Here is a 25,316-nt window from a genome sequence, read left to right as displayed (position 1 = left end):
TGTACTCATCAACTCAATCTAAAGTATTGATTTTAAATAGCCATAAAAGTACTTGGTTAATTTGAAATCACATAAAACTGGTTTTGAGAACAATGTTTCCTATTTTACTGACGTTTACTGAATAATTCGACATAGGGCGCATCCCAATACGGCGGCGTTCCTATGTGATCTTTGATGAACTCGATAAAAGAACTGACCTTAGGTGCTAAGTGCTTACGACGGGGATAAACCGCCTGCAATGGCAGATGGTGGGTCAATTGCCAATCCTTCAGTAAAGGCACTAATGTCCCTTTGGCAATTTCATCTTCCATCAGATAACTTGCAAGATACACAACCCCAAGACCACTGATTGCGGCGGATTTTAATGCTGGGGCGTTATCCACCCTGAAATTGCCCGATACGCCAATTTCACAGTAATCATCGCCCTTCTTAAATTGCCACATGCTGTGCTCATGCCACTCGCCTTGATAGACCAAACAATTGTGGTCAACTAACTGCTCAGGTCGAGTTGGTTCGCCATGTTGAGCAATGTAGCCTGGAGAAGCAACTAACAGGAATTGGCACTTCATCAGAGGTCTAGCAACCATGCCAAGCGGTAATTGCTCCGACATAGTTAACAATAAATCTAAGCCTTCACTCACTACATCTACTTTATGGTCCAGTAAGCTCACTTGTAGCTCAAGCTCAGGATGTTTTGCCATAAAGGATGGCAGCGCAGGAATGATATGCATCACCCCAAAGGATTGGGAAATCCCCACCTTGAGCACACCGCGGGTCGCATCATTTAAGTTATGCACGCTGGCTATCGCTTGTTCAGCGTCACGCAGCAGTTCTTCACCTTGCAGATACAGCAAATGCCCTGCTTCAGTCAGGCTTAAGCTACGGGTGGTACGTTGGATTAATTGAACACCAAGTCTATGTTCAAGATCGGCGACTTGTGTACTGACCTTAGACTTAGAGATCCCAAGCCTTCTTGCGGCGGCACTAAAACTACCAGCTCTGGCCACATGAGTAAAAATCGCAATAGGTTCTAACAGTTCTAACATGGAAGTCGCCTTAAGCTGTTTACGACAATGATATTAACTTTCGGTGAGTAGCAGTGGTTAGCGTAATCATCGCTTAAAAATAACCATAGCATTGATATCTCGCATTTAAGTGACATAACGCAGAGATTTAGACCGAAAAAGTCCACTAAAGTAGGGTGTTATATCTGACTGATATGCCAGCTTTTAATTATATTTTAAGAGTATACCAAATATTCGTCTCTAGACTGTAACATTCCGAACTAAATCGCTGCAAGCCAAGCCTACAAGCCACATCGACTTTATCCTCATAGCTTTCGCCACTAAGAATTAGCCAATAAAAAAGCCCCTAGGCGATAAATTGACTAGGGGCGTAGCATTCAAATTTGACTCATGCACAAGGAGATAGAAGTTATTGCAGTTAAAACTCAGGGCTATTCACAAAAACTATTAGTAAGGACGATTTACAAGAACTATTCACGCAGCTCCTTGGTTGAGTTTTGTGTCAACGCATAAGGCGCGAGTTCTGGTACCTCTTGGCGTAATTGATTTTCAAGCACTAACAGATTTTCAAATCGGTCGCACAAACGGTCAGCTTTAGCTTCCAGTCCCTTAGATTGACTCTCAATTTGTTGCTCAATATCTTGTCCTAAGTTGTCCATTTTTTTGGAAAAGGCATCCATCTTGGCTTCAAAACTATCACCGTCACCCGACATGATTTGGCCACCTATGGTCATCATAATGGTGCCCACTGAGTTCTGAACAATTTGCTCCATTTCCTGCTCGAATTCGTCGTTAAAGGTGTTCTGAATCGAGTCTTCCGTCGCGCCTAGATAGAAGCTATCGCCATGTCTGTAGGCAACTGAATCAACACGCTTTTGGACACCTGCCATCATTTCATCGATTAGCACCGGCCGCATCGCCCATTAAAGGGGTTAACGCCATGCTTACCGCTTGGGACGCTAATGCGACGGCCTCGTTCACGACTTCAATCACTTCAGGCACTTGCGTCGACACTTCATCGGCGTATTGAGTCACTAACTTTCTTTGTTTATCGGTTAAGTTTACTTGTTTGCCCTCAACAAATAACTTATCGACTTCGATGCGATACTTTTCTGTGCCCTTCTCGCTCATGACTAATTTTTTAGGCTCAACCATAACGTCATAATTTAAAGAGACCTCACAGCGGTCATCGACTTTAGGTTCAGTTTGCGCTTGCGCCAACTGTAGGCCAGATGTCCCTAGAATCACGCCGGATAAAGCAAATCCAGTTAATAGCTTATTTAATTTCATGTTGTTCGTCCTTTAATCTGAATAATTCGATAAACCTAAACTACTGAATAGCTTATAGCAGGAGACGTGCCAACTTTATAACAATATGATTATGTTGGATTTAGGAAAGTTAGCACTAAAAGGTCATTAGCGAAATTCGCTAACTTTTAGTCTGATAGTGCTAATAAAAACGAGAGGTAAAGCTAGAAAATAGATCGGCCAAGACGCTGACTTAAGTGCTCAAGCATGGCAGTGCCAGCAAGCGAATTACCATTGCCATCGAGTTCTGGCGACCAAACACAAATCGACAGTTCCCCAGGAATAACGGCAATGATGCCACCACCGACGCCACTTTTACCTGGCATACCAACACGATAGGCAAACTCACCCGCACCATCGTATAGGCCCGAGGTCGCCAACAGGGCATTAAGCTGCCGAGTTTGCACCTGAGAGATAAGCTCAGTCCCCGTTATGCTTTTGCCGCGATTAGCCAAGTACAACATGGCCTTAGACAAGTCAGCACAATTCATCTTTAAGGCGCAGTAATGAAAATACGTGCGCAGCACAGTATCGACATCGCCTTGAAAATTACCAAAGGACTTCATCAAATAAGCAATCGCCGCATTGCGCGCACTGTGCTGATATTCTGAGTCGGCCACTTGTTTGTCGAAACTAACCTTATCGTTTTGGCTTAGTTGCCTAACTAACTCGAGCATTCTGTGTTTAGGCGCACCTAAGCGACTCTGCAATAAGTCAGCAATCACTAACGCACCAGCATTGATAAATGGGTTGCGCGGCTTGCCACGTTCTAACTCGACTTGTACTAAAGAGTTGAATGAATGGCCCGAAGGTTCTTTGCCAACTCGGCTCCAAATTTCGGCTTCTTCATATAAAGTTAACGCTAAGGTTAAGCTGAAAACTTTGGAGATACTTTGAATCGAAAACGGCTCAAGGTAATCGCCCGCACCTAAGGTTTCACCATCAACGGTTGTGACGGCAATGCCTAATTTGCCAGCATCAACGCTGGCCAGTGCGGGGATGTAATCTGCAACCTTTCCTTGGCCGAGCAAGGGTCGAACTTTCTCGACCACTTCCTCAAGTAATGCCAACTCGGGCATTAACCCCACCAAATGTCGTACAGTTCGCTAACTTCAACCTGAGAAACTTTTTGGTTCGCCCAGAATGCCTTAACTGCAGCAATATCTTCTTCGGTACATTTGCCGATCGTTTGGGTTGCGATAATGCCTTCCCATTCGATGTGACCGCCGCCATGGAAACCTAACTTACGGGTTTCGATCACTTCATCGATGAATTTATCCACTGTTGCATCGATATCGGCTTCTGATACTGATGCATCAAAAGTCCAAGCCATATCAAAACCTAACTCTTGGAATTCATCAACGCGCATTTTCTTACGTAAACGACGGCTACGATTAGTTGCCATAGTGACTTTCCCCGTTGTGTTAAAAAACTAATTAATTGAAATATCTAGATTAAGCGATACGCTCAAACATCAGATCCCATACACCGTGACCCAATCTATGGCCGCGGGCTTCAAACTTTGTCAGTGGGCGATGATCAGGACGTGGTACCACAGTGCCATCACTCGACTGGTTTTGATAACCAGGAGCCGCTTGCATCACTTCCAACATGTGCTCGCTGTATTCTTCCCAATCGGTTGCCATATGGAACACGCCGCCAATTTTTAGCTTGCGGCGGATCAGTTCAGCAAATTCAGCTTGTACGATACGACGCTTATGATGACGTTTCTTATGCCAAGGATCGGGGAAAAACAATTGCACTCGGGCCAATGAACCGTCGGCAATCGCATGTTCTAATACTTCCATGGCATCATGATGATACACACGTAAATTAGTCACACCCGCGATGGCGGCATCGCTTAAGCAAGAACCGACACCCGGTTTATGCACTTCAATACCAATAAAATTTTGCGCTGGTGCGTCTTTAGCCATTTGCACTAAAGAGGCGCCCATGCCAAAGCCAATTTCCAGCACAGTATCGGCTTCACGGCCAAAAACGTCGCTCAGTACCAATGGCGTTGGGCTGTAATCTAAGCCCATTGTTGGCCACTGGCTTTCAATAGCTTGTGCTTGGCCTTTAGTTAAGCGACCTTCTCTTAGGACAAAGCTTCTGATCTTACGCAGATACTTGCCTTCTTCATTAAATTCAGCGGTAGTGACTTCGCTCATTTTTGCCTCGTCTAGTGGACAGCACCATCATAAAAGAAGGGCATTATCCAAAGTTCAACATACAGTGCAAGCACTAATGGGGCGAAAGTATACCAAGATTATTTGAGAGTGCGAATTTAGCAGTGATTTTCGGCTTTTTAGCCCTTATCCACTTGTCTTTGAGCTTGTCTAAGAAGATAACTGCCGCTACACTGCGCCGATGAAATCTACAGCCTCCTTCGCTACACGTATCGTCTCTTGGTACGACAATCACGGTCGTAAAACCCTCCCTTGGCAGCAAGATAAAACCCCATATAGCGTATGGGTTTCTGAAATCATGCTACAACAAACTCAGGTTGCGACTGTAATTCCCTATTACCTTAAATTTATGGCGCGTTTCCCCGATGTGTTAGCACTTGCTAACGCGCCAGATGATGAGGTGTTGCATCATTGGACTGGCCTTGGGTATTACGCTAGGGCGCGTAATCTGCATAAAGCAGCCAAGATGATCCGCGACGATTATCAGGGATTATTTCCAACGGATTTTGAGCAAGTACTTGCGCTGCCTGGCATTGGTCGCTCGACAGCAGGCGCGGTATTGTCACTGTCACTTGGGCAGCATCACCCGATCCTCGACGGTAACGTCAAACGCGTGTTAGCAAGACACGGCGCTATAGCTGGTTGGCCGGGGCAAAAAACGGTCGAAGCGCAGCTTTGGCAGCTAACTGACACGTATACGCCGCAGCAAGATATTCAGAAATATAATCAAGCCATGATGGATATCGGCGCCAGTATTTGTACTCGTAGCAAACCTAACTGCGCCGCTTGCCCTGTGGCGATTGATTGCAAAGCTCAGCTGATTGGCAGACAAACCGATTTCCCCGGCAAGAAGCCTAAAAAAACCATACCGACCAAAGCGGCGTGGATGTTAGTGCTAATGCAAGACAACCAAGTGTTTTTAGCTAAACGTCCGCCAGCGGGAATTTGGGGCGGACTTTGGTGTTTCCCTGAGTTTGCCACCCAAGCCGCACTTGAAACCCACCTCGAAGAGCAAGGGTTTGCTGCGCAGCCACTCGAATGGCTAACTGGCTTTAGGCACACGTTTAGCCACTTCCATTTAGATATTCAGCCCATGATGCTTAATTTAGATAACACCCACGGCAATAAAGAGAGCGTGGGCGCTGTCATGGAACAAAACCAGTCTCTCTGGTATAACATAAGTCATCCTTCCAAAGTGGGACTCGCCGCCGCCACCGAGCGCGTGCTAGCCAATTTGGGATCACTCGTTCAATCCGCAGTCAGTAAGGAATAATCATGGCGCGTACAGTCAATTGCGTATATTTAAATAAAGAAGCCGACGGCCTAGACTTTCAACTGTATCCAGGTGATTTAGGTAAGCGCATTTTTGATAACATCAGCAAAGAAGCTTGGGGCCTATGGCAAAAAAAGCAAACCATGCTGATTAACGAAAAGAAACTCAACATGATGAATGTTGATGATCGTAAGTTTCTTGAAGAACAAATGACCTCTTTCCTCTTTGAAGGTAAAGAAGTAGAAATTGAAGGTTTTGTGCCTGAAAAAGACCAAGATTAATTTTTGTCGTTCACTTAACGATAAAGCTTACAAAAAAGCGCCTTTCGGCGCTTTTTTGTTTATTCATCTCGTGAAGAATAACTGAGCGTTACTTACGCACGCCTTCAACCACAAGATCTAACTCAACATGGCTTGATGCTGGGCCTAAATCCATTTTGATACCGAAATCTTTCATCGCAAACGTGGTTGTGCCCGTAAAACCTGCACGGTAGCCACCCCAAGGATCTTGACCTTCGCCCACTGCATGGGCATTGATCGCTAATGGCTTAGTGACACCATTTAAGGTTAAGTTGCCGTTAATCACTAAGTCGCCATTACCTTTATCTTCAACTGTGGTTGAGGTAAACGTCGCTTGCGCAAACTTACTCGTGTTAAGGAAATCGGCGCTACGAATATGCTTATCACGCTCGGCGTGGTTTGAATCTACACTGAGCGTATTTACAGTCACATTCACTTTAGCCGCAGTGGGTTTAGCCGCGTCATAGCTAAAGTCGCCGCTAAAATCATTAAAGCGACCAACGACATAGCTATAACCTAAGTGACTCACTTTGAAAGTAATAGAGGCATGTGCTCCTTCACGGTCAATGACATAGTCCGCCGCTGAAGCCGCCATCGGAGCCAATAGAGATGCACCAATCAGTGCGCTTAACAGTTGCTTTTTCATTGTATTATCCTCGATTAAATTTAATCATTTTGAGTAAAGTTGCGTCTTTATCGATAAAGTGATGCTTTAACGCACCTGCAGCGTGGATTACCACTAGTGCGATTAAGCTATAAGCTGCGTATTGGTGGATATCGCCTGCTATATCAGCTTGGTTTTCAAAAAAAGGTCCAAATCCTGGTAGTTCAAACCAGTCAAACACCATAATTCCACGGCCTTCTGCCGTTGAAATAAGAATGCCGGCACACATGATCACCAGCAGCAATACATAAATAGCTAAATGCGCAATATGAGCAGCCAGCCTCTCCCAAGGCTTATGATTCGCCTCTGGTACGGGCTTAGGATTCACTAAGCGCCACAACAGGCGGAATAACGTCACTGCCAAGAGTAAAATCCCGACGCTCTTATGTAGATGTGGCGCTGTCTTGTACCACGCGCTGTAGTAGGTTAACTCCACCATCCACACACCTACCGCAAACAACCCAATGACGACGATCGCACTCAGCCAATGAGTCACAATTGCGGTTATCCCATAAGCCAACTTACTATTTCGAAACATACTGCGACTCCGTATTCGCGTTTTCTTCATGCCATCCATGAAATAATATTCATTATCATAAGTCTAATTTTAAAAACTAAAATCAGTAAAAATCGCTCATATCTTTCTAAATTTTAGAAAGTAAGCCGAAAATTAGGATTTATGAGCACAAATCTATAGTAAACATCAGCATCCCCCTGACTTGAAAAATACAGTCAACGAATGAAATTGACCTGAATTCACAGAATAAGAGATAAAAAACAGCCAAGATGCACATTAAACCGCCGAACGAGTTGTTAATTAGGAAAAAGCACTTGCAGAGGTGAAACTCACTAGCTACTATAGCCGCACTTCGAACGAGACGGCTAAGCCAGCAAGTTCAAAGTAGTAAACTAACGCTTAGTTTAGTTGCCCGAATAGCTCAGTCGGTAGAGCAGAGGATTGAAAATCCTCGTGTCCCTGGTTCGATTCCGGGTTCGGGCACCATTATTTTGCAGTAAAAGTTTAGCCGGCATAGCTCAGTTGGTAGAGCAACTGACTTGTAATCAGTAGGTCCCGAGTTCGACTCTTGGTGCCGGCACCATATAAACAACGAAGCCACTCAATGAGTGGCTTTTTTGTATTTGAAATTTAAATAATTTGAGCAACAGCAAAGCCTTTGGTCACCGCAACTGACTTACTCTCGATAATACCGGTAGGTTTTGAGATAGACTTTTGGTCGTTCAATTCATGCCAGTTCAAAATCATAGTTACAGACAAACATAGCTACCAAAATCCGCTGTCGATAAAAGTACCTTAACACTCACTAAACTTCGCCATCAGACGATATTCCCCTCCCCTTCGCATACATTGAATGCCTTAAGTGTTAATTTTCTTTCTTAAAACACAGATTAAACGAGCACTGAAGTTACCTTATCAGTCTAAAGGCAAGGCTATCGTCACTAAAATGCTGAAACTTTCAGCGACTCAATATGAGTAAAGTGGAAGAATCAAATAAATGTTCGATTTTTGTTTAATAGTTAATCAGTCATTTAAAAAGGGCTTGCACAGCCAAAGCGAGCACTATATTATACGCGCACTTCGAACAAACAAGGTCTTTACGACTTAGTTTGAAGTAGTTAACTAACGCTCAGTTAGTTGCCCGAATAGCTCAGTCGGTAGAGCAGAGGATTGAAAATCCTCGTGTCCCTGGTTCGATTCCGGGTTCGGGCACCACAATTTAGCCGGTATAGCTCAGTTGGTAGAGCAACTGACTTGTAATCAGTAGGTCCCGAGTTCGACTCTTGGTGCCGGCACCATACAAACAACGAAGCCACTCAATGAGTGGTTTTTTTGTATCTGAAATTTGAGTTAGTTTAAAGCAAAGTGCAACTGACTCACATCAACACCAGCAGTTTATGTGTTGCTTATCCTGAAAAGAACTTACTAGCGAACCCCACCCTACCCAAATACTCGATAAATTGCATAAACAGCGCATCAATACTCACATCATAAAAAAGCCACTCATTGAGTGACTTTGGGCTCTTATACAAACTATCAGATCAAGCAGCTCGCGCTTATTTGATTAGCTCGAGTGGCATAGGCCTATCACCGGCTTGAACTTGATGTTGAACATGGCGCCACCCTTGAGTGAGCTCACTAAGATGTGCTTTTCTCTCGGGGAATTGCGCAGAAAGTTTTTCGATAACATCGATTTGCTTCTTACACAATAATGACCAACGATCTGCATTTGATAAGTACATGGCGTTTTCCTTAACTGAGGGGTTACTTTTCCTTAGCCAGTTAAGTCTAGGCGGGAATGATTTTATTGCCAATTCAAAATTGCGTGTTAGCGCACTGTTAAAACAAGTCACTCAGGAGTATCTTTGACCTATAAACATAAGATAGGAGGCGTTATGACAGCCGATATTTTCAAACTCATTTTTGTCGCTATTGGTATATTTCTCGTTTACAAACTGATATTTGGTGGCAAGAAAGGTCTGACTATTTTTGAAATGCATTTTAAAGATGGTCGCATGACTCAGCATAAGGGCAAGATCCCCGAACGATTCGAGCGGGAATGCCGCCACATTGCTAAAGCTGAAAAACTGACGTGTACTGTTAGGGCTGAAAAATCTGGAGATGTACGCTTACATATTTCTGCCAACGTGAGTGACAATGTGAAGCAAAGGATCCGTAATCTGTTTCCGTTTGAATATTATGACAAAAAATCGATAGATAACAGTCGTCAAGCAGGCTAGTTCTTCGCCTTTCCCCTAGCAACCTCAATACTTAAACCTCAATGCTTGTTGAAGGTTAAGTATTGAGGTTGCAGCGAGTCCCTAACTCACTTTGCTTATTTAAACTTAACCGGATACCTAGGTTTTAAAAAATCGGATTCTAAACGACCATCTTCCCTCGCATCTCGAATACGACGTTCATTATCTTGCACCATAGGATCGCTGACAGGTTGATGAGCATCGGCTTTAGTCTCAGCTTGTTCCTCAAACATAACATCAAAGGATGAACAAGCAGTTAACGATAAACTCAACAAGGCACCCCATAGAACTAAGTGTTTTTTAATCATTTATCTATACCAACTTAAACTCGGAATAATTAAAATAATAAACAATGAGTTACACCAACATGACTCTTGTATTTATCACTTTATGCCGCTAGCAAAAAATGCCTAGCTGCCACTTTGGTTTGAGCTGAATACTTTAGTGCAGACAAAAGGTAATTATTAGCCAAGCTATACTGTTTAACTCAAGTTAAGTCTCAATCAAAATTTAGGCCTTAATGAACATGTAAGCCTTAATGAACATGTAAGCCTTAATAGACCTAGTGAATCCAAGACAAGCTGAGATAAATGTAATTAAGCTTAGCTAAGCAAAAATTGGCTCATGTTATTTTTGGATCACTAAAGTCACCTGAGCGACTGTGATGCCAAACTTAATAATATCGCTCTGATTTATAATGGTATTGTCATTCACTAAGAACATCCAATCGTCGAAATGAACTTGGTATTCATCGCCATCCACGGGTAATAACATATCGTATTTCCAACGTAGCGCACTACCGCTGGATTGACCATCGGCGGTGCCGATAATGTCACCTGCAGTTCCCGAGTATCGCCCTTCCCCTAGCGCTTTAATGCGCCACACACGAGTTTGAGTTTCGCCATCATCATAAACAAACCATTCATTAATGACGCCCTCGTTTCCCTGCCAACTGGCTTCCATAGTGACATTGAATTTACGGATCACTTTGCCACTAAAATCATGCACTATTCCAGACGCTTTTAATGGCCCATTAAAGAATGATTCCAACACCAGTGTAGGATGAGTATTTTTATAATCCGTCACTTCCACCGATGAGCAACTCGATAGCAGCCCTATCATTATTAGGCCTAACAATAATTTTTGACCGATAAGTCGTGTTAACAATCGCATGGTTTTTCTCCGAGTAATTGCGTCCGCAAACTCGGACGGCTAGTGTCTTTCGATAACCAAATCGCTAAAAATGCCTCAGCAAAATTAGCATCTTGGATAATATCGAGTGGTTGATGATTAAAGAAAAACAGGCTCGTTTGCCCATCCATAACCTTAAAACTTAAATGGTCGCCCTGCTTCACATCGGGCCAAGTGGCGGTTAATAAACTCAACCAACGCTGGATATCATTTTCGGCAAACGCTAGATGCTGCCATTGATCCTTGGTCGCTTCTAACAGATCTTCAGACTCTATATCTCGATAATATTCAATATCTAGTAGTAGAGGATATTGCCCCTGTTGATAACGGCCATTTACCGTCATCAGTCTCGCCTTATACAAACTAAACCACAGCCAATCCATTTCTCCGCGCCCTACTTCCTGAAAAGTCTGCGTCACATCGGCGGCATCATTCAGCTCGATAGTAATGTTTTCAAAATCTGGCGTTTTCGCCTCTAATGCTTTTAGAGGTGCGGTCAATAAACTGAGCGCCAATAAACTTAAGCAGCTTGAATTCAAAAATGAAAAACCAAGATTTGAGCTGCGATTACGAACTGACGACATAGGATCCCCTTTGACTGCATGATGTCTTACAACACCTATTGACTAAAAAATGACTTAACCGGACTCAATTCCTAGATTTCAATAATTAACGTCCAAACACAGTAAAAGAGCGAGCCTTAGTGCTTCGATTAAATCCATAGGGATTAGCAAGTTGGATTAAAAATGGCAGCAAGACTAGCCAAACAAAAAATAACACCACAGCAGAAATGACATTGCCGTAGGGCAAAGTCACCGCATTAAACTGCGCGCCCGCGACATAGCTTAACGTGCCAAATATTCCTCCGAGTAACGCCTGAAATATCAGCGGTAAGGGTCGCATAAACGCTAAGCTATGATTCAAACTCAAGCCAAAGTGCAGCCATAAACAGCCAAGCCACCAAGGGAAGACAGCAAACTCGAACAGGCCTAAAACCGACAGCACAGCGTCAATGCCAATCCCTAGGGCGGCAACCTTGAGCATTAATCGTAAATCCACTTGACGATACTGGCCCTTACCCGACGAGGACAACAGGATAAAGTGAAGCAATAATAAAGGTATAGTTAGCAGCAGTGACAAGTTAAGCCAAAGCACACTCGACCACCACACAGCCTGAAAACTCAGGGCGTTATAGAGTATAAAACCCTGATGTTTAGGCAGATGCCGAGAGTTAGCTAACATTAACTTCATCTTTGCCTCACTTTTATCTTGCTACAACTACAGCGACAATTTCATTTAAACGGATGCACCTAAACGAACTACTCTCAACGGCTAATCTAACCGGATTGCCGCAGGAACAGCCTGGCTAGGCTGACTATTGCCTAGAACGCGATAGTCCGGACGTACGGCAACTAAATGCACTGTGCTTGTGGTGCGTTCTAAAAATCCACCTTCGCAATAACTTAGGTAAAATTTCCACATGCGGATAAAGTCTTCGCCATAACCTAAGGTTTGGATTTCACCCACAGCATGATCGAAATTCTCATGCCAATGCCTCAGCGTTTTAGCGTAATCGAGCCCCATATCATTGAGCGACCAGACCACCATATCCGTTTGTTTGGCAATGTGACCGACCATTTGACTGACAGAAGGTAAACAGCCACCGGGGAAAATATAGCGCTGAATAAAATCCACACTTTTGCGATAACTGTCGTAACGTTGATCGGCAATCGTTATCGCCTGAAGCAGCATACGCCCATGGGGCTTTAATAGTGATTCCAGCTTTTTAAAGAAACCCGGTAAATATTCATGCCCTACCGCTTCAATCATTTCAATAGAAACAACCCTGTCATATTCCCCCGCCAGATTGCGATAATCCTCGGTCAGCAGAGTCACTTTATCGCTCAGGCCTTCGCTTTCAACGCGCGCTTTGGCATAGGCGTATTGCGCATCTGAAATCGTCGTCGTTGTTACGTGCACGCCATAGTGCTTGGCCGCATAAATAGCCAGTGCGCCCCAGCCAGTACCAATCTCAAGCAAGGTTTGACCTGGCTGTAAATCGAGGCGCTCGCAGATAGTCATCAGCTTAAACAGCTGGGCTTCCTGCAAACTGGCTTCCTCATGGGGATAAAGCGCACTCGAGTACAACATTTCACGGTCGAGGAACTGCTCGTACATGAAATTACCCAAATCGTAATGGGCCAGAATATTACGCTTCGAGCCCTCCTGCGAGTTACGATTCAGCACATGTTTCACACGGTTTATCGTGCTGGTTAACCAAGAAAATTTGGCTTCAATCCTATCGAGCAAGGCTAAATTGCGGGCAAACAGTTGCACGACTTTGGTGAGATCTGGGCTTGTCCAATGGCCTTGAATATAACCTTCTCCCGCACCAATGGAGCCTGAAAGCATTATTTGACGATAAAAACTGGGGTGTTTAACCACAAGCGTGGCATGTAAATCGGTATGACTCTCACCAAAACGATAGCTCTTGTCACCTTCAACTAAGGTCAAGCAACCGTGGGGCAGACTTTCCAGCGCCTTGAGCAAGACTTTACGCGCAATACTGTCGGGCAGTTTCCCTGTGGCGACTGAGGTTTGCGAAGCAGTATTTTCCATGTTATTTCTCCATCTGAGCTGGATGCGGCACAAAGGGCACACGTTTGAAAAAGAGTTTCAGCGCTTGCCAATAAATCCCGAAGAAGATCTTGAGAGTCATAAAAGGAAAGCGAAATAAAAGCGTACGTAAATTGGCCGCCGTGATAGGTTGGCGTTTCATCATTAGATTGGCATTAAACAGTTTTTTACCATTCTCTTGCATCGACTTGTTTTCAATACCAATATTTAAGTCTTCACTCGGCGCAGCCACATGCCAGAGATAACGCATATCGAGGGTCATAAAGGGTGAAACGTGAAACACTTTGTCAGAAGGTTTGGGCGCGGCTACATCCACTAAATAGCAATGGCGTTGATCCCAAGGCGTGTTACTCACCTCGGCCAACATGTATAAAGGCGTTTGATCTTGATAACAAAAGTAGAAATTTACTGGACTGAAATACACGCCAAAATGACGGATCTGCCCCACAAACAAAACTCGGTCGCACAGCTTATCTGCACCTAACTCAGCCACTTGCGCTAACACTCGACTCTTAAGCGCCGCGGCGCTCGGATCGGCAACTGCCACTTCACCACTGTTATTGGATTTAGTCGTAAAAGAAGTTAAATAGTCTTTCGGATTAAATCTCAGTAAAGCGCGGCGCTGACTGGCAAAAACTCGCCCCATGGCACTGATCTTATCGACTTCATCTAAGTCAATCGCCAGCAGCGCCATTGCATAACTAAAGCTATGTTTAATCGGCGTAAAACGGCTGTGGGATACAGTGCCGTAATAAATGCCGCTATTGAGCTCTGTCATATTTAAGCTTGTCACATTTAGATCGGTCATAGGCTGACACCAAAATGGGCGCACACATCCAGTGCACTGCGAACGCCATCTTCATGGAAACCATTGTGCCAATAGGCTCCAGCAAAATGGGTATGATTTTGGCCGGATATTTCCTCACGGCGGCCCTGCGCCTTAAGGCTGGCTTCGTTAAACACTGGGTGGGCATAATTGAAGCGGCGTATCACTTTCGCCTCATCAATCAACTCTGACTGATTCAAAGTGACACAAAACGTCGGCGCATTGGCTGGTAACTGTTGCAGTATGTTCATGTTGTAAGTTACTGACGCTGGGCGTTTTAGATTGCCATCTAACCTATAGTTCCAACTCGCCCAGGCCGCTTTTCGCTTAGGCAGGATACGCATATCCATGTGCAGCACCACATCGTTATTCTGGTAGCTGAGATCGCCTAAAATGGCGCGTTCTGTTGGCGTGGGATCGTTTAACATCCGCAGTGCTTGGTCGCTATGACAGGCTAAAATCACCTCATCGAATTCCAACCATTCACCGTTAACCTCTAGCTTCACCCCATTGCCATGACGTTCAATACCTGTCACGGGGGAGTTAAGGCGAATATTGTCTTTAAAGGGCGCAATAAGATCAGGAATATAGCTCCGCGAGCCGCCCTTTAGCACATACCACTGGGGCCTATCACTGACATTTAATAAACCGTGGTGCTGGAAGAAACGAATAAAAAACTTCAACGAAAACGCACGCATATCTTCTATGCTCGAAGACCAAATTGCCGCGCCCATGGGCAAAATATAGTGCTCGGCAAAAAAGCGCGAAAAGTTTTCACTGTCTAAATAATCACCTAAGTTGCCTTCAGGGTAAATATCCTGTTGATAGAGTGCCTTACAGCCTTTATTGAAGCGTAGAATTTCTTTTAAAAAGGCCCAAAAGCGCGGATTCAGCAGGTTACGCTTTTGGGCAAACAAACTCCCTAAATTGTGGCCGTTATATTCAAGCCCTGTCAGCGCATTATGGACGCTGAAACTCATCTCAGTCGGTAATATGGTCACGTTAAGGCGAGCCAATAAACGCTCAAATCGTGGATAGGTTCTGTCATTAAACACGATAAAACCTGTGTCTATAGCGTAGGTTTGGCCTTGGTGCTCCACATCGACTGTCGCCGTGTGGCCGCCGATATAGTCATTGGCCTCAAACACTGTGACCTTGTGCGACTCGCTTAATAGATGGCCGCAGGTTAATCCAGAAATGCCGGTGCCGACGATGGCGATATTTTTCATAAACTCTTGTCCTTAAGCGGCTTGGCTTGAGTATCGTTTGCAATCATTTTTTGCCACACAAAGGCAGGTAAAAACGACATCAATTTCAATAGATAAGTAAAGCGTCGCGGAAAATGGATCTCGCGCTTGCCACCTTTAAGCCCATTGCGGATTGCCTTAGAAGCGGTTTGCACACTCACTTGCATTGGCATGGAAAAATCATTTTTTGCGGTCAGGGGCGTCGCCACAAAACCAGGGCAAATCAAGCTCACACCTATGTCATTCTTAGCAAGATCAAGCGAGAGACTCGAGGCGAGATACTGCACGCCAGCTTTAGAGGCACCGTAGGCTTCAGCGCGAGGGAAAGGTAAATAAATAGCGCTGGAACTCATTAAGCCAATACGCGACCCCCTTGGCATTAAAGGTAAAAATGCGCTGAGACAATATCCCATCGCAATTAAATTGGTATGGACGACGCGCTCGAATAACACATCATCGAAGGCCTTAGCATCGTCTATATACTCACAACTGCCCGCGTTCAAAACCACCAAATCGAGCTGACAATCGGCTTTCGCCAACAGCTTGGCTAAATCTTGGCCAGCTTGTTGAACTTGGTTTCGCTGGGATATATCAAAAATTAACAACGTGGCACCGACGAGTTCATTCAAGGCTAACGCATCTAATCTTTCTTGGGAGCGGCCACAGGCAATGACGTGCCAACCTAAGGCTAAATAATCCTGCGCCAGTTGTAGCCCAATTCCTGAGCTTGCACCTGTAATAAGCACGGTATTAATTTTCAATGGCTTAACAACGTCCATTACTTAGCCGCCCTGTCTTTAAGCAAGCGGATAAGCCCGCCCATGCAAGGTAAATGCTCATACAACATTTGCCCTAAGTCGAAGTAATCCCTGTGAAAATAAATCTTGTCGTTGAATTTAAGTTGGCTCATGCCATCAACACGGATAAGTTCGCCTTTATTCAACTTAGGATGGCTATATTCCATCTGCCAAAACAGCGCGGCTTGATTCGCATCCTGCTGTACTTCTTTGATCTCAAACTGAATATGCTTAACATTCTGATATAACTTCGCGAAGTACTGAGTTAACGACTCTAGCCCTGTGATTTGATGCATAGGATCGGTAAAGCTAATACTGTCGTCGTAAACTTGGCCCAACAGGTGCAAGTTATCTTTATTCAAGGCTTGATAAAGCTGAATAAAATCATCAACAAGGGTATTAGTCTCAGTCGTCGCTTGGTTTGTCATCTGGTTATTGCTCCTGATCCTATTTATTGGGCCGCGGCCTTTTTCAATACGCCTAGTACGGTTAACGCCCTTGCTCTTGCTGCACTGTGCTCGACAATCGCACTCGGATAAGCCGTTTTAGTGTTAAATAACGGCTGTTCAAACAAGGACGGTGTCTGCGCTGTACTGGGTTGATGTAATTGCTTAATTCCCCAAGATGCGAGCTCTGGTAAGTACTTACGGATAAAGCTGCCATCTGGATCAAACTTTTCACTCTGGCTCATAGGATTAAAAATGCGGAAATAAGGCTGGGCATCGCAGCCACATCCTGCGGACCACTGCCATCCGCCATTATTTGCAGCCAAGTCACCATCGATGAGCTTTTGACGGAAATAACGCTCGCCCCAACGCCAATCAATCAGTAGATGTTTCGTCAGGAAACTCGCGACCACCATACGCAGACGGTTGTGCATCCAACCCGTTTGATTGAGCTGACGCATTGCCGCATCGACAATCGGATAGCCAGTACGACCTTCACACCAAGCGGCAAACTCCTGCTGATTGTTTCGCCACTGCACATGGTCGGCTTGTCGATTGAAATTATGATTCTTAGATAAATCAGGAAATGCCACCAGCAAATGACGATAAAACTCACGCCAGATCAACTCATTTAACCAAGTGCGAGCAGGACTAGTATCGTCGACAATCACCTCGGGGAAGTCATGCAGCAACGCAGCAACGCATTGTCTTGGGCTAATGACGCCAATGGCCAGATAAGGTGAAATTGAACTGGTGCCATCGATAGCGGGGAAATCCCTATCTTGCTTATAATCTTGCACTTTCTGCTGAATAAATGCTGAAAGTATACGCTTTGCCTGCCCTTCTCCCGCCGCCCAAAGTTCACTCGATACTTTAGTGACATTGTTAAACAAATGCGGCTTTGGCTCGGTCAACACAGGTCCAAGCGGCGCCGGAACTGGAAGCGGCAAAATGGCATGACGGGCGGCAATTTCTCGCCACTTACGGCTAAAAGGGGTGAACACCTTATACATGTCGCCGGACAAGTTCAGCACTGTGCCCGGCTTAAGCAAACAATGCTCTTCGGTTAGCACCAGAGGAATACCCGCCTGAATACAGGCTTGGTCACGCTGTTGCTCGTTAATCTCAGGCTCACTGCCGGCAAAAACGCGGCTAATACCTTGCTGCTGGCAGTAATCACGGATAAACGCTGGCACATCGGCAAAGGTATCTAACTGAATTAATTCGAATGTAATCCCCAAACTCGCCAGCCCTTGGGCAAGCAGATTGATGTGACGTTCAATAAAATCTAACTGAATGGGCGCCACATCATGACGTTGCCACTGAGTTGGCGTAGCGATATAAATGGCCTTAAGTGCCACGCCATTCTCCCGCGCCCAATCACAGGCTGCACTTAGCGCCTGATTATCGGCAAGCCGTAAATCTTGGCGAAACCACATGAGTGCATTATTACCCTGCACTTCTATTCGCATTGAATCTATTGGCGTTGAATCGTTAACTGATGTCATTGTTTTCTCCACTATTGCCCTGCTCGCTTTGACTCACGCCAATACTTTTCCCTTTGCCTTTGTGACCTCTGTTGACCTTCCCCACAGAGCGAGACGGCATTTGTCCAATCAAGCCAGTCATCGAAGGCGCCCAGAAAGCCGATAAGCAAGTCAACGTCGGTACAAAGGGGCCAACAAATCGGCATGGGAAACTCATTTGTGCCAATACAGTGAGCATTTCTGTCTGCTCAGACCCCGAATGATTTGGATCAGGGATCAGCAAAAGTGCATCGACGTTAAGTCTGCCCTGCAGCAGCGGTAAACTACCTATGGCCTGCTCGCCAAGGTCGATAACCGATACTCGAAGCGACGCTAACTCGAGCGATAGGAGCAAAGAAAACAGGCTTTTAGTTCGGGTAGAGTTAGGCTGCGTGGCCGCGCCGCGGGATAACTGCACCACAGCCATTCGCGCCGCAATGGCCTGTCCGGTAAAGGCATAACGCCCACCAACTCGGCTGAGTAATTCACTTTTTAACCAAGCGAGAATTAACTCGGCATCGAGCCGCTCATCCACTAAGTCTTCGAGTTGATTAAGCCAAGGTTGCAGTAACTTTTCTTTCACTAATTGAAACGGATATAAGCCAAATGCATCGTCTAATATCTGCTGCAATTTATGCTGATTGAAGTCGAACAATGCTGCATTCAGCGCAGTAATTTGCTCGCCCCACAGATCGACAACTTGGGATTCAATCATTTCACTTGATAATTTGGCGGCACTCATCAGCAAAGGTTTAACCTTACTGATCGCAACACCTTTAGCTAACCATGCATTAATCTCATGAATTTCTTTGATATTTTCACTCGTATATAATCTGTGTCCCTTGGGCGTGCGCGCAGGGATCACTAAACCAAAACGGCGCTGCCATGCCCTTAAGGTCACGGCATTCACGCCCGTTAAGGCCGACACTTCACCAATGGGGAGTAATACTCCATCATTGGGCTCATCGTTAGTCATGGACTGGGTATCTTGTTTCATATATCAGTAATAACTCACTACATTCAAAGCTAAAAACTACTCAGTACAACAAAGCCAATGCTAGTAGGCATAGCGCAGCTTCAACGCCTCTGGATGGGGATTCAAATATACTTGCTCTTCAATGTAAGGCGTTGGGAATTCCCGCAGATAATGATTTATGAGCGTGATAGGCACTAACAGAGGCAATAAACCTTCGCGATATTTCATAATCGCTTCAGACAGTTCTGTCTTTTGCTCTTTGCTCAAATGCTTTTTAAAGTAGCCCTGAATATGCTGCAGCGTACTGGTATGATTTTTACGGGTCGCATTGATTTTCAGCGCCGTCATAAAGCCTTCAAAGTAGCGGGTTGCGCTTTGTTCAAGATCCTCAATATTGGCCACTATCGGCCCAAGCTCGCGATACCATGTAGGACTGTGCGCCATTAATAAATATTTATAGCGGGAATGAAACTTCACTAACTTATGCTTAGTCAGCCCTTCATGCTTCATCAGGTGCCAATCATGATAGGCATAAACGCGGGTGAAAAAGTTCTCCCGCAGCACCATGTCATGCAAGCGGCCTTCTTCTTCCACGGGCAATAGTGGATATCGTTCCATCAACTTACGGGCGAATACACCAATCCCCGACTTAGAGCCATTGTTAGTGCCAATTTTATACTCTGTCACCCGCTCCATGCCGCAGGTTGGCGACTTAGCGCAAAGTAAGTATCCACCGAGGAAATCAAGCTCTTCAACCTTGTTTTCGCTGTATTCATTAAGCTTATCGGTCACATCTAAGCTACCGTCACCGCTCTGCACTAAGATGGTTTCACCATCACGGACTAAACGGATACTTTTACGGGGTGCACCTAGGCCAATCGCCATTTCTGGACAGATAGGCACATAATCGAAAAATTGCTTAATCTCTTGATTACAATAGGTAGAATTTTTATGTCCGCCATCAAAACGAACCTTCTCCCCTAATAAGCAAGCACTGATCCCAATCTGAATTCGCTGCGGGTTAAACTTGTACATAAGTCGACTCCTTGTATCACTATGTCTTTAATTACGGACCATAGTTGTACAAGGATCAAGTTTTTGTATAAATATTTTTTAAAAGTTTCGTTCAAGCGTGACTTCTGATAAATCAATCACGAATGAACCATACATAAACCCCACATAAGCCTGAGTTGGCCTCTAACTTGCTTAATAAAATACCGAGCATCATTAGATTGAGTTGAACGCCCAGTAGCACCATTTAACCGCACAGCATTAAAGCCAAAGGTGACTAAGGGACTCAATCGCAACCACTGGGCCATACCAAAAGGAATCGGACATGAGCACAATCAATCCCAACAGCTATACCAATCCCTATGCAAATTTAGCACTCACGCAACTCAAATCGAACCAGAGTAACCAAGCCAATGCTCCCACTTCGATGGCGGCATCGGGTCCCGCAGCAAGCCTAGATACTGTAACCCTCTCCTCATCTGCACCTGTAGCGACAGCCGATACCTATAGCCATCTCGCACCTAACGCCAAACAAGGCTATACAGGGAATGTGCAAGCCATTGCTGGCACCCCTGAGTCAGATAAAAGCACCGACAAATTGGCTGAAGCCATGCAGACGATCCTCGATAAGCGTACAGGTATCGATAGGGAAAAACTGAAGCAGCTAGAGGCTGAAATGGAAAAAATTGCCAACGATGAAAGCCTGTCTAATGAAGAAAAAGCCAAGCAGCTAGAATTACTGCAAGCGCAAAAAATGGATCTGATAAAGGAGTCTTCAGAGAAAAATGAACAGAGGCAGCGCAGAGTCGATCCCGAGGTGTATTACAGCTAACCAAGCAATGGTATGCCAAGATGTTAAGCGGATTGGGTGTATTGAGTATTGAATGAGTTGTGGGTGAGAGTGTAAGCGGGTGTGGAAGATAGACTGATGACGTGAAGATTGGCTTATTCGTTAAAATCAGCCTAAGCATTTGAACTTAGGCTGATCTTTAATATTTTTTGGCTAACTCTTTTGCTAAAAGCTGGCTAAGAGAAAGTGGCTAAAAACGAGCAGCTAAAACGCGGTACCAACAACTGTTCTAAGACGCTTAAGCTTGTTTCTCTATCTTGTTAATACTGCCCTTATAACCCGTTTCATCAACGGCCCTGAGCAAATTATCGAGATTAAAATCCTCTGGCACAGTCACTATTGCTTGCTCAGTTTTCAATGAAGCCTTGGCCTTAATCACCCCATCGGTTTTACGCAGGGCTTTATTCACGACAGTGACACACAGCGGACAAGTCATGCCCTTAACATCCAAGGTAACCAGCACGTTTGCCGCCCAGCTCGACGCTGAACACAAGCTCAAGGCGAGAAATAACACTAACTTCATTCGAACACCTCTAATAACCAAGGTAATACAAAAGGATATAACTGAAATGCCAGCACGACAGGCACAGTTAGCCAGTACAGCCACACCATCTGAGTACGACTCAACGTCGCAGTACACAGTGGCTTTTTTGCAAAATAGAGCCGCCAAAATCCCATCAGGATAAGCCCAGTCGACAGTATCAACATCGGCACTTGCAGCCAGCTCAGCTGCTCAATCCCCGACAGGCTCGCGGCCGACACCCCGAACACCAAATAAATAAGCGGTGCAATACAGCATAGGCTTGAAGCAACCGCAGCAATCACTGCGGCGGCCATCGTCGCTAAAAGTCCCTTAGCGTTGTTCGGTTGACTGGTAGTCATAGGCAAACACTTTTGGTTCATAATAATTCACAGGATCGCCATCGACTTCCGCATAGGGATAACCAAAGTTATTCAGTGGTGTCTGCTCGGCTTCAGGAAATAAATCAAAGTCGCGACCATAGTTAAAGCCAACCCAGTTCATTTCCCAGTTACCAAAGAGATAATCATTCACTGCCTGAACCGCAGGATCGCTGTGCTCTTTTTTCTCTGTTAAGCGCATTTTAGTCACATCGGCAGGATCGGCGGGCAACCAACCATAACCCGCTAAATAGAACATAGCGCGACAATGTTGACCGCCACTAACATCGGCAGCCCCTTTGTCATCGGCGCTCCCAAAGGCCTTTTTAGAGTAATGACCCATCTTGATCGCCTGACCTAAGCGAATACCAAACATTTCACGGGCAGGGATTCCCACGGCACGCATTAGCGCCACAAATACCGAGTTAATGTCGGTACACTTACCGCCTAACTTACCACTTTCTAAAATGCTGGCCACATCACCCGTGCCACAACCAATCACACTATTGTCGCGGAACATATTGGCGCTAACCCAAAGGTAAATCAGTCGCGCTTGTTTCAGTGGTTCAGTTTCGCTACCGACGATTTTATCCGCCGTTTGCTTCACAATACCGTTAATCGGCATATGTTTAGTCGGCAGTAAATAACGTTCTACCTCTGCAGGATAGTGGATCTGTGTTGGTGTGCGATAGTGAGTCAAAGCGCCGCTTTTAAGCGGTTCCCAATCTAAGGTTTCAATGTTTAACTCAACGGTCATTGTCATGCTGTCTTTGGCATCTGGCCAAGTCGCAAAGAGCGTTTTGGCGCCATAACTGTTGTTTGAGCTGATATAGGCATCTTTAAAACTGCCGGTGAAATCAAGCTTACTGACCCATTGGAATTGCGTGTCTTCAGGCAAAGGGATCCACAACTTAACCACGCCATCAGAGCCTTCAGGAGCAACAAGATGGTAAGTGTTTGTTAAGATAAAATGGCGACGTCCATCGCTTGCGCTAGGTTCAACGACACTCGATTTAGAGGAAGATGCCAGTACCGGCGTGATAAAACCCGCAGTCGACAAAATAGCCGCACTTTTTAAAAAATTGCGTCTTTGCATTATGACATTCCTTTTATTGGATCATGTTAGAAAGAAGAGAACTCAACATCACAGAGCAAGATTATAGGTTCTATGGCCCTATGCAGCAATCAAACCCAATTGAGGCTGCTCACCATACAGTACAAAGACCGTAAATCGGAGAAAAAGACGCAGTAAAATATGCCGCAGCGCTACATACTCGTGAAAATGGGATAAATGTCGACTTTTCTTAGAAGAGCAATTTTAGAAGACTAAGACGATGAAAAATTAAGAGGATTATATAAACTGAACAAATTTAAGCCGACTAAAACAAGTATCACTCGTATTTCATTTATAATCACACCGCAAAAATATCAACATTAGTCGAAGTTAATATTTATGAGGGAGATAATTCCTAGTTATTTATAGTGCAAACGTGCAGAGTTCTCATTTAATAAAATGAGTTATTCTCTTGGCCGAACTATTATTTACAAAAAATGAAACTGAATTCGAATTTTCTAGCTAAAATTCGAATTTAATAGCTAAAAATTATACGCTTAAATCTGCAATTTAAGTGTGTACTAAAATTGCGACCTCTAAACTTGTTGCCTCTAGAATGGGCACATCTAGCGCTTTCAACTCCATAATCACAACATAAATTTCAAGCCCATCGTCCGAAATGGGACTTAGACCACCGTGTTGCAGAAATGTTCCGCAAAAGTTTGCGTATGTTCACACCTGTTCTAGGCTTAAAAACGAATATACCTCACTTTAAAGGGCTTTTTTATGAAACATAAGTTTTCATTAGGTCTTTGCTCACTCTTGCTCAGCTCCACCGCTTATGCAGAAGTGAACATTTCAGGTTTTGCCTCAGTTGTCGCTGGCCAAGTTCTCGAAGGTTCTGGCGTTGCTGAGTTTGATTTAGGTCCCACCTTTCTCGCCGACTATCCACTCGTTGGTGCCTACGATGAAGATATTAGTTTTAAACCAGATACCTTATTTGGTATCCAATTTTCTGCGGATTTACTCGAAGGTTTGTCAGCCACTGCACAGGTCGTTTCACGCGGAGCCGATGATTTTTCAGCAAGTTTTGAATGGGCTTATTTATCCTACGAGCTCAATGATCATTGGACAGTACAAGGCGGTAAAAAACGCCTACCTCTCTACTATTACAGTGATTTCTTTGATGTTGGATATGCCTATCCTTGGATACGTCCACCCGCAGATAACTACACATGGCAAATATTTAACTACACAGGTGTCAGCGCGCTATATAACTATTTAATTGGCGACTGGACCATGTCAGGGCAAGTCTATTACGGTAGCGAAGATAGTGAACCCAATAAACTGTTATCTGACTTTTTCTTCCTCGAAAATACCCGAGAAGTATGGAAGGACATAGGCGGTATTGTTGTCCAATTCAATAAAGATTGGTTAGATATTCGCCTTACACATATGCAATACACGAATGAACGTTATATTGGTGGAATTCAGCAGGAATGGAATGGCAGCACCCAACGTTCAGGCAAGTTTTATGGACTGTCAGTTAACGTAGATTATGAGAACTTCCTCTTTCTATCAGAGCTTAACCGCTTAGATCTCGATGGTAGTAATCTAGATACTTACTTGCTCACTTTCGGTTATCGTATCGACTCAGTGATACCATACATTTCCTATTCGGACTTCAATGATGGTGAAGGCGGCGAAGTGCACCATACAAGCTCGGCAGGAATACGTTGGGATTTCCATCCTTCGGCAGCCTTTAAAATTCAATATGATGACGTTAAAGATGATGGCGGCCCAGGCATGAAAGTCGCAGGGGATTCGAAATCCATCAGTCTTGGTATTGATTTAGTATTTTAGGAGAGAGATATAAAAAAATTACTTTGCTCAATCCTACTCAGTTTACTCTCAATGCCATTATTTGCTGGCGTAGTTGTCATAGTGAATCCCAGTAATGCGGATGCAATAGATCAAAAATCAATCGAGAATATTTTTTTAGGAAAAACAAAGACCTTCCCCGGAGGAGCCCAAGCAGTACCGGTCAATCTTGACAGCGCTATGCCCTTAAGGGAGACATTTGACACTAAAGTATTGGGCAAGTCATCCAGCCAACTGAAGTCATATTGGTCACAGAAAGTGTTTACGGGCAAAGGAACGCCACCCAAGGAGGTCAGTAGTGGGGCGGAGATGATAAAATTAGTTGCATCTAACCCTAATATTATTGGCTATATTGATAGTAGTGAGGTCAATGATTCGGTAAAAGTTATTGCCGAGTTTTAGATTGGAGTGCCGGGCTTTAGCTCGGCACAACTTGGGGGC

At 44.6% G+C, this 25,316-nt stretch carries 28 protein-coding genes, 4 tRNA genes and 1 pseudogene; 10 read left to right on the top strand and 23 right to left on the bottom strand.

Features of this window, described 5'->3' with window-relative positions; genetic code table 11:
• Nucleotides 1-104: 104 nt before the first annotated feature.
• The 5 genes and pseudogenes from FW758_RS00675 to trmB form a co-directional block, all read right to left on the bottom strand.
• Nucleotides 105-1,046: a LysR family transcriptional regulator gene (locus FW758_RS00675; RefSeq protein WP_006082526.1), complete on the bottom strand. Its 942-nt coding sequence runs from the start codon at nucleotides 1,044-1,046 to the stop codon at nucleotides 105-107.
• Between the two features lie 449 nt (nucleotides 1,047-1,495).
• Nucleotides 1,496-2,315 (bottom strand): annotated as a pseudogene (locus tag FW758_RS00670) (YggN family protein).
• A 182-nt stretch (nucleotides 2,316-2,497) separates the two neighbouring features.
• Nucleotides 2,498-3,412 carry a glutaminase B gene (gene glsB / locus FW758_RS00665; RefSeq protein ID WP_006085711.1) on the bottom strand — a complete coding sequence of 305 codons (915 nt, stop codon included), beginning with the start codon at nucleotides 3,410-3,412 and terminating at the stop codon, nucleotides 2,498-2,500.
• Nucleotides 3,412-3,738 (bottom strand): YggL family protein, encoded by a 327-nt coding sequence (locus FW758_RS00660; protein WP_006082529.1) that lies wholly within the window; start codon nucleotides 3,736-3,738, stop codon nucleotides 3,412-3,414. Before FW758_RS00660 ends, glsB begins: the two co-directional genes overlap by 1 nt.
• Before the next feature lie 49 nt (nucleotides 3,739-3,787).
• Nucleotides 3,788-4,504: a tRNA (guanosine(46)-N7)-methyltransferase TrmB gene (trmB, locus tag FW758_RS00655; RefSeq protein WP_063884587.1), complete on the bottom strand. Its 717-nt coding sequence runs from the start codon at nucleotides 4,502-4,504 to the stop codon at nucleotides 3,788-3,790.
• A gap of 199 nt (nucleotides 4,505-4,703) precedes the next feature.
• Between trmB and mutY the strand changes: the two genes are divergently transcribed.
• Nucleotides 4,704-5,795, top strand: a complete 1,092-nt coding sequence (gene mutY, locus FW758_RS00650; RefSeq protein WP_006085713.1) for an A/G-specific adenine glycosylase — start codon at nucleotides 4,704-4,706, stop codon at nucleotides 5,793-5,795.
• 2 nt (nucleotides 5,796-5,797) lie between these two features.
• Nucleotides 5,798-6,076 (top strand): oxidative damage protection protein, encoded by a 279-nt coding sequence (locus FW758_RS00645; protein ID WP_006082532.1) that lies wholly within the window; start codon nucleotides 5,798-5,800, stop codon nucleotides 6,074-6,076.
• An 88-nt stretch (nucleotides 6,077-6,164) separates the two neighbouring features.
• Here FW758_RS00645 and FW758_RS00640 read toward each other — a convergent pair whose 3' ends face one another.
• Nucleotides 6,165-6,740 (bottom strand): YceI family protein, encoded by a 576-nt coding sequence (locus FW758_RS00640; protein ID WP_006082533.1) that lies wholly within the window; start codon nucleotides 6,738-6,740, stop codon nucleotides 6,165-6,167.
• Nucleotides 6,741-6,744: 4 nt separating this feature from the next.
• Complete coding sequence (locus tag FW758_RS00635) at nucleotides 6,745-7,296, bottom strand: cytochrome b (RefSeq protein ID WP_006082534.1); 552 nt, start codon at nucleotides 7,294-7,296, stop codon at nucleotides 6,745-6,747.
• Between the two features lie 389 nt (nucleotides 7,297-7,685).
• Between FW758_RS00635 and FW758_RS00630 the strand changes: the two genes are divergently transcribed.
• The 4 genes from FW758_RS00630 (at nucleotide 7,686) to FW758_RS00615 (ending at nucleotide 8,573) form a co-directional block, all read left to right on the top strand.
• Nucleotides 7,686-7,761: transfer RNA gene (locus FW758_RS00630), tRNA-Phe, on the top strand.
• A gap of 21 nt (nucleotides 7,762-7,782) precedes the next feature.
• Nucleotides 7,783-7,858, top strand: a tRNA-Thr gene (locus FW758_RS00625).
• Between the two features lie 556 nt (nucleotides 7,859-8,414).
• Nucleotides 8,415-8,490, top strand: a tRNA-Phe gene (locus tag FW758_RS00620).
• A gap of 7 nt (nucleotides 8,491-8,497) precedes the next feature.
• Nucleotides 8,498-8,573 (top strand) — tRNA-Thr (locus tag FW758_RS00615).
• 258 nt (nucleotides 8,574-8,831) lie between these two features.
• On the opposite strand, the gene FW758_RS00610 is transcribed toward FW758_RS00615, so the two are convergent.
• The gene (locus FW758_RS00610; RefSeq protein ID WP_006082535.1) at nucleotides 8,832-9,017 is read right to left on the bottom strand and encodes a hypothetical protein; all 186 of its coding nucleotides are present in this window, start codon (nucleotides 9,015-9,017) and stop codon (nucleotides 8,832-8,834) included.
• Nucleotides 9,018-9,170: 153 nt separating this feature from the next.
• On the opposite strand from FW758_RS00610, the gene FW758_RS00605 reads away from it, so the two are divergent.
• Entirely contained in the window at nucleotides 9,171-9,515 is a 345-nt protein-coding gene (locus tag FW758_RS00605) for a DUF3634 family protein (protein WP_006082536.1), read from the top strand.
• A gap of 95 nt (nucleotides 9,516-9,610) precedes the next feature.
• On the opposite strand, the gene FW758_RS00600 is transcribed toward FW758_RS00605, so the two are convergent.
• The 12 genes from FW758_RS00600 to FW758_RS00545 form a co-directional block, all read right to left on the bottom strand.
• Nucleotides 9,611-9,841, bottom strand: coding sequence for a hypothetical protein (locus FW758_RS00600; RefSeq protein WP_446444365.1), 231 nt, complete (start codon nucleotides 9,839-9,841; stop codon nucleotides 9,611-9,613).
• 319 nt (nucleotides 9,842-10,160) lie between these two features.
• Complete coding sequence (locus FW758_RS00595) at nucleotides 10,161-10,706, bottom strand: DUF3833 domain-containing protein (protein WP_446444364.1); 546 nt, start codon at nucleotides 10,704-10,706, stop codon at nucleotides 10,161-10,163.
• A complete protein-coding gene (locus FW758_RS00590) occupies nucleotides 10,694-11,308 on the bottom strand; it encodes a chalcone isomerase family protein (protein WP_446444363.1) in 615 nt (204 codons plus the stop codon). Before FW758_RS00590 ends, FW758_RS00595 begins: the two co-directional genes overlap by 13 nt.
• Before the next feature lie 85 nt (nucleotides 11,309-11,393).
• Complete coding sequence (locus FW758_RS00585) at nucleotides 11,394-11,975, bottom strand: DUF2878 domain-containing protein (RefSeq protein WP_446444362.1); 582 nt, start codon at nucleotides 11,973-11,975, stop codon at nucleotides 11,394-11,396.
• Between the two features lie 81 nt (nucleotides 11,976-12,056).
• The gene (locus FW758_RS00580) at nucleotides 12,057-13,343 is read right to left on the bottom strand and encodes a class I SAM-dependent methyltransferase (RefSeq protein WP_446444361.1); all 1,287 of its coding nucleotides are present in this window, start codon (nucleotides 13,341-13,343) and stop codon (nucleotides 12,057-12,059) included.
• Between the two features lies 1 nt (nucleotide 13,344).
• Nucleotides 13,345-14,169, bottom strand: a complete 825-nt coding sequence (locus tag FW758_RS00575) for a DUF1365 domain-containing protein (protein ID WP_259562192.1) — start codon at nucleotides 14,167-14,169, stop codon at nucleotides 13,345-13,347.
• Nucleotides 14,166-15,416 carry an NAD(P)/FAD-dependent oxidoreductase gene (locus FW758_RS00570; protein WP_432320234.1) on the bottom strand — a complete coding sequence of 417 codons (1,251 nt, stop codon included), beginning with the start codon at nucleotides 15,414-15,416 and terminating at the stop codon, nucleotides 14,166-14,168. The genes FW758_RS00575 and FW758_RS00570 overlap by 4 nt, the downstream gene beginning before the upstream one ends.
• The gene (locus FW758_RS00565; RefSeq protein WP_446444360.1) at nucleotides 15,413-16,213 is read right to left on the bottom strand and encodes an SDR family NAD(P)-dependent oxidoreductase; all 801 of its coding nucleotides are present in this window, start codon (nucleotides 16,211-16,213) and stop codon (nucleotides 15,413-15,415) included. Before FW758_RS00565 ends, FW758_RS00570 begins: the two co-directional genes overlap by 4 nt.
• Complete coding sequence (locus tag FW758_RS00560; RefSeq protein WP_446444359.1) at nucleotides 16,213-16,659, bottom strand: nuclear transport factor 2 family protein; 447 nt, start codon at nucleotides 16,657-16,659, stop codon at nucleotides 16,213-16,215. The genes FW758_RS00565 and FW758_RS00560 overlap by 1 nt, the downstream gene beginning before the upstream one ends.
• 23 nt (nucleotides 16,660-16,682) lie before the next feature.
• Nucleotides 16,683-18,185 carry a deoxyribodipyrimidine photo-lyase gene (gene phrB / locus FW758_RS00555; protein WP_446444358.1) on the bottom strand — a complete coding sequence of 501 codons (1,503 nt, stop codon included), beginning with the start codon at nucleotides 18,183-18,185 and terminating at the stop codon, nucleotides 16,683-16,685.
• Nucleotides 18,172-19,200 (bottom strand): MerR family transcriptional regulator, encoded by a 1,029-nt coding sequence (locus FW758_RS00550; protein WP_446444357.1) that lies wholly within the window; start codon nucleotides 19,198-19,200, stop codon nucleotides 18,172-18,174. The genes phrB and FW758_RS00550 overlap by 14 nt, the downstream gene beginning before the upstream one ends.
• Nucleotides 19,201-19,260: 60 nt before the next feature.
• Nucleotides 19,261-20,214 (bottom strand): YbgA family protein, encoded by a 954-nt coding sequence (locus FW758_RS00545; RefSeq protein WP_006082548.1) that lies wholly within the window; start codon nucleotides 20,212-20,214, stop codon nucleotides 19,261-19,263.
• Nucleotides 20,215-20,515: 301 nt separating this feature from the next.
• Between FW758_RS00545 and FW758_RS00540 the strand changes: the two genes are divergently transcribed.
• Nucleotides 20,516-21,022, top strand: a complete 507-nt coding sequence (locus FW758_RS00540) for a hypothetical protein (RefSeq protein ID WP_446444356.1) — start codon at nucleotides 20,516-20,518, stop codon at nucleotides 21,020-21,022.
• Nucleotides 21,023-21,278: 256 nt separating this feature from the next.
• Here FW758_RS00540 and FW758_RS00535 read toward each other — a convergent pair whose 3' ends face one another.
• The 3 genes from FW758_RS00535 to FW758_RS00525 are packed head-to-tail and all read right to left on the bottom strand — an operon-like array spanning nucleotide 21,279 to nucleotide 23,036.
• Nucleotides 21,279-21,563 (bottom strand): heavy-metal-associated domain-containing protein, encoded by a 285-nt coding sequence (locus FW758_RS00535; protein ID WP_259527805.1) that lies wholly within the window; start codon nucleotides 21,561-21,563, stop codon nucleotides 21,279-21,281.
• Nucleotides 21,560-21,877: a membrane protein gene (locus tag FW758_RS00530; protein ID WP_006085730.1), complete on the bottom strand. Its 318-nt coding sequence runs from the start codon at nucleotides 21,875-21,877 to the stop codon at nucleotides 21,560-21,562. The genes FW758_RS00535 and FW758_RS00530 overlap by 4 nt, the downstream gene beginning before the upstream one ends.
• A 16-nt stretch (nucleotides 21,878-21,893) precedes the next feature.
• On the bottom strand, nucleotides 21,894-23,036 hold the full coding sequence (locus FW758_RS00525) for a transglutaminase-like domain-containing protein (RefSeq protein ID WP_446444355.1): 1,143 nt from the start codon (nucleotides 23,034-23,036) through the stop codon (nucleotides 21,894-21,896).
• Between the two features lie 744 nt (nucleotides 23,037-23,780).
• Between FW758_RS00525 and FW758_RS00520 the strand changes: the two genes are divergently transcribed.
• A complete protein-coding gene (locus FW758_RS00520; protein WP_446444354.1) occupies nucleotides 23,781-24,857 on the top strand; it encodes a porin in 1,077 nt (358 codons plus the stop codon).
• A gap of 9 nt (nucleotides 24,858-24,866) precedes the next feature.
• The gene (locus FW758_RS00515) at nucleotides 24,867-25,277 is read left to right on the top strand and encodes a phosphate ABC transporter substrate-binding protein (protein ID WP_446444536.1); all 411 of its coding nucleotides are present in this window, start codon (nucleotides 24,867-24,869) and stop codon (nucleotides 25,275-25,277) included.
• The last annotated feature ends 39 nt before the right edge of the window (nucleotides 25,278-25,316 follow it).

It is taken from the genome of Shewanella sp. 1180_01, assembly GCF_052850535.1.
This window is presented reverse-complemented; position numbering and strand designations above follow the sequence as displayed.